Source organism: Streptomyces montanisoli, assembly GCF_017813245.1.
GTDB lineage: Bacteria > Actinomycetota > Actinomycetes > Streptomycetales > Streptomycetaceae > Streptomyces > Streptomyces montanisoli.
Genome location: NZ_JAGIQL010000287.1, coordinates 1 through 4,199 on the forward strand (window position 1 = coordinate 1; position 4,199 = coordinate 4,199).

A 4,199-nucleotide genomic window follows, 5' to 3' on the forward strand; every position below is an offset into this window, starting at 1 on the left:
GCGCGCGGAGAGGCGGCGCCCGCGGGCGCGGTGCCCCTGGCACGCCACCGCTTCACCCAGCGGGCCGCGGTGCGGCGCGCCGACGCCCGTGCCAGCAGCACGAGCAGCGCGGGCAGCAGCGCGGGACGGGCGAGCAGCAGCCGCTTGTTGCGCACGGCCTCGGGACGCCAGTGGCTCTTGTACGCCTCGGTGCCGCGCAGCATGCTCAGCGCGGCACCGGGCGGCGAGTCCGGGCCGAAGTGCCCTGCGCTGTGCCGCAGCAGGAGCGCGGAGACGTCCACCTTGCGCTGCCTGAGCACGGGCGACACGCCGTACAGGTAGCCGCCGGTCAGGCGCGGCGAGAGGAGCGTCAGGTCGGACGCCACCACCTCGCCGTCGAGGGAGAACTCCGTCATCCGCGCCTGCCCGCTCGCCGTCATGGCGCCCACCGAGCGTGCCAGGTGCGCGCCGAACCGTGCCGACAGATGCTCGGGGTTGACGCCCCGCCCGGCCCACTGGCGGCGGTGCAGCTCGATCAGGCGCCCGACGGCTGCCGGCACCTCGGCCGCCGGGACGGCGCGCGTCTCGATGGCGAGCTTGTCGATCTTGCGGAGCTTGGCGCGCAGCCGCTGGCCGGTCTGCGAGGGCAGCCGGCCGATCAGGCCGGTGACGGGCATCCCCGGCAGTTCGAGGCAGAGCGAGTCGGTGAGCTGCCTGCGCGGGCCCTGCCAGTGGGCGAAGACCTCCTCGGCCGCCGCGCCGGGCCGCACCTCGCGCAGGTCGATGACGGCGGTGCGTGCCAGGGCGCGAAGGACGTCGGTGAGCGCCGCGCCAGCGGGGCCCGCCCACGCGTCGTCGAGCAGCACGTCGCAGAAGTCGGTGATGGCGCCGCCCAGCGGAACGAGGACGGGGAAGGGGCGGTACGCGAGCGCCAGCGGCGCCACGGCGAGCAGCCGGCCGTCGCCGCCGCGCACGGCCGCGATGCGAAGCCGCCCGGGTGTGCCGTACGAGTGCCACCACGAGTGCAGCCAGGCGTGGCTCTGGAACGGCGTGGCCGTGCGGCAGCGCGCGAACAGCGCGTCCCATTCGCCGGCGAGCGCCGCGAACTCCGCCGGGTCGCGGTACACGTGCGTGGTGAGGGCGCCCTGGTCGTGCCCGGGCGCGGGCGCGGTCTCGCGCAGTGGCTCGCGCGCGGTCGAGTTCCCGGGCTCGGGCTCGGTCTCGGGCCCGGGCGCGGGCCCGGTCTCGCGCACTGGCTCGCGCGCCGTCTCGTGCGCGCTCTCGGGCCCGGTCGCGTGCGCGGGAAGGGCGCCGGTGTCGGGTCGCGCGGTCGGCTGTGCGGTCATGACACCGTTTCCGGCTGAGGCGCGAGGCCTTTCGCGGGCGCCGTCGCGGGCCCCGGCACGGACGGGTACGGCTCGCTCTCGCGCCGCCGCCTCGGCCGTACGAGCAGGGCCAGCGCGCCCAGCAGGCCGCCCGCGCAGCCGCCGACGAGCGCGGCGAGCGGGGTGGAGGGCGACGTGGGCGACTTCGGCTTGATCGCCCGGGAGAACTGGAGGACCTTCACGTTGGTGTCGGTCTGAAGGTGCGTGCCGTTGCTGACCAGCGCACGCGCGACGCCGTCCGCCATGTCGACGGCGGTCGAAGGGTTCGCGTCGGTGGCGGTGACGGAGATCATCGGCGCGTCGGGCGAGGTCGCCGTCGTCACCTGGGCCTTGAGCTTCTCCACGGGCACACCGGCCCACACCTGGGCGTCGCCGAGTACCGCGACCTGCGAGGCGACGCGGCCGTACGCGGTGGCGAAGCCGAGCGCGGACGCCGGGTCGGACTTGGCGGTCGGCACGACGAGCACGTAGCTCGTCGCGCTGTACTCGGGCGTGCTGACGGCGCCGTACACGCTGCCCGCCCCGACCCCGGCGACGGCTGCCGCGGGGACGACGCTCCACACGGGCAGCCGCTTCAGCAGGGTGCGTGCCGAGGACCGTGCGCGGCGGGCCGCGTTCCTCGGGCGGGCGGGGGCGCCCGCTGACGCGGCGTCGGCCGGCTTGTCACCCGCCGTGCCGCTCCCCGGTGACGTGCCGTCGGCCGGCTTCCGGCTCGGCTTCTTGTCCGCTGTCTTCGTTGTCATCGTCGGTCACTGGCTCCTCGTGTAGCGATCGTGTAGACGGCCATCAGCCGCTCGGCGCTGCGCGCGATGTCGTAGTGGTGCGCGGCCTGCGGCGTGGGCAGCCGCTCCCACGGCCCTGCGGTGAACCGCTTCTGGTGCATGCGCAGTTCGTCGGTCAGCTCGGGGACCGCGCCCGATACCTGGCGGGCGCCGGGGGCCGCTTCGGCCGGCAGGTCGTGCAGGGCGGGGCAGGTGACGTGCAGCACCGGAAGCCCGGCGGCGAGCGCCTCGACGACCGCGAGGCCGAACGCCTCCTCGGGCGAGGGCGAGACGAACACGTCCATAGCGGACAGCAGTGCGGGCAGCGACAGGGCGCCGGTGCCGGACGGCGGGTCCTCGCACTCTCCGGTGAGCAGGACGCGGTCGCCGGCGCCGCGCCGCCGCGCGACGGAGAGCAGTGCGTCGCGCTCGGGCCCGCCGCCGACGAGCAGCAGGCGGGCGTCGGGCAGGTCGGCGACGGCGCGTACGAGGGTGTCGAAGCGCTTGCCGCGGGTCAGCCGGCCGACGCCGCCGACGACGAACGCGCCGGCCGGCAGGCCGAGCCGCTCGCGGGTGGCGCGCCGGGCCGGCTCGTCGTACCGGAAGCGGCCGGCCTCGATGCCGTTGGGGACGACGTGGATGCGGTCGTGCGGCACGCCCCAGCGCTCCAGGCGGCGCGCCACGGTGTCGGAGACGGCGACGGTGGCCGAGCCGAGGCGCTCGCCCGCGAGGTAGAGCGCGCGTGCGCCGGTGGACAGCGGGCGTCCCTCGATCTGCCGTGCGCCCAGCGAATGCTCGGTGGCGACCACGGCGCGCACCCCTGCGAGCCGCGCCGCGAACCGCCCGTACACGCAGGCGCGGTAGAGGTGCGTGTGGACGAGGTCGTACTTCCCGCGCCTGACGATGCCGGCGAGACGGGGCAGTGCGGCCAGGTCGCGGTTGCCCGCCATGCCGAGGTGCGTCACGGACACACCGTCCGCGGTGATGCCGGCGGCGACGGCGCCGGGGTTGGTGAGGGTGACGACGTCGTGGTCCGTGGGGAGGTGCCGCAGCAGGAGCCTGAGCTGCTGCTCGGCGCCGCCGATGCCGAGGCCGGTGATGACGTGGAGGACTCTCATGGCGCGGGCACCTCCTGCACGCGCGGCAGCTCGGACTCGTGGAGCTCGGGGTAGGGGCCGTACGGGACGGGGGCGCGGCGCCTGCCGTGCAGCGCGTACTTGAGGAACAGCCGGGCGGCGTTGTCCTGACTCCCGACGTGCACGCGCGGGAGGGCGAAGAGGCCGGTGAGCGGCCCCGGGTCGATGGCGACGGCGTACCGGTACCCGGCGGCGCGCACGGCGTCGGCGGCGCGGGCGTCGACGTTGCCGTACGGGTAGCAGAAGCCGGTCACCTCGCTCCCGATGACGGCGGCCAGCAGCTCGCGGCTGCGCGCGGTCTCCGCGGCGAGCAGTTCGGCGTCGACGGCGCCGTGGTCGGTGAGGTCGGTGTGCAGCAGGCCGTGGGAGCCGATCTCCATGCCCGCGTCGGCGGCGGCCCGGATGCCGTCCTCGGTCAGGAGCGGCTTGCGCGGGCCGAGCGGGTCCCACTCGTTGCTGCCGCCGAGGCGTCCGGGCAGGACGTAGACGGTCGCGGTGCAGCCGTGGCGCAGCAGCGCGGGCAGGGCGTGCTCGACGAAGTCGGCGTACCCGTCGTCGAAGGTCAGGCCGACGAGCCCGGCGCCCTTCCCCTCGGCGCGTGCGCGCAGCAGCCGCTCCATGGACACGCCCGTCAGGCCGCACCGGCGCATGAGGCTCAGCTGCTTGCCGAGCCGGGCGGGTGGGACGGTGACGCGGTACGGGTCGTCGGCCGTGTCGGCGACCGAGTGGTACATGACTGCCCGCAGGGGTCCTGCGGACGGGGTGTCAGCGGGCATCGGTTGGCCTTCGTGTGACGGTGCGGATGGTACGGGCGAGCGGGGGCACGCGGACGGCCGCCGCGAGGAGTGCGCCGGTCCCGGGCGCGCGCAGGACGCCCGCCACGGCGAGGAACGCGGCGGCGATCGCGGGGCACGCCAGGGCGAGCGCGAGGTACGGGT

At 75.9% G+C, this 4,199-nt stretch carries 4 protein-coding genes; all 4 read right to left on the reverse strand.

Features of this window, described 5'->3' with window-relative positions:
• The coding region (locus tag JFN87_RS32195; protein WP_209345915.1) for a GNAT family N-acetyltransferase at window positions 1-1,325 on the reverse strand (1,325 nt) is incomplete at its 3' end.
• Window positions 1,322-2,107, reverse strand: a complete 786-nt coding sequence (locus JFN87_RS32200) for a YveK family protein (RefSeq protein WP_307865678.1) — start codon at window positions 2,105-2,107, stop codon at window positions 1,322-1,324. The genes JFN87_RS32200 and JFN87_RS32195, both read right to left, overlap by 4 nt.
• Entirely contained in the window at window positions 2,104-3,243 is a 1,140-nt protein-coding gene (locus tag JFN87_RS32205) for a glycosyltransferase (RefSeq protein ID WP_209345917.1), read from the reverse strand. Before JFN87_RS32205 ends, JFN87_RS32200 begins: the two co-directional genes overlap by 4 nt.
• Window positions 3,240-4,037, reverse strand: a complete 798-nt coding sequence (locus tag JFN87_RS32210; RefSeq protein ID WP_245182814.1) for a polysaccharide deacetylase family protein — start codon at window positions 4,035-4,037, stop codon at window positions 3,240-3,242. Before JFN87_RS32210 ends, JFN87_RS32205 begins: the two co-directional genes overlap by 4 nt.
• Window positions 4,038-4,199: the final 162 nt, after the last annotated feature.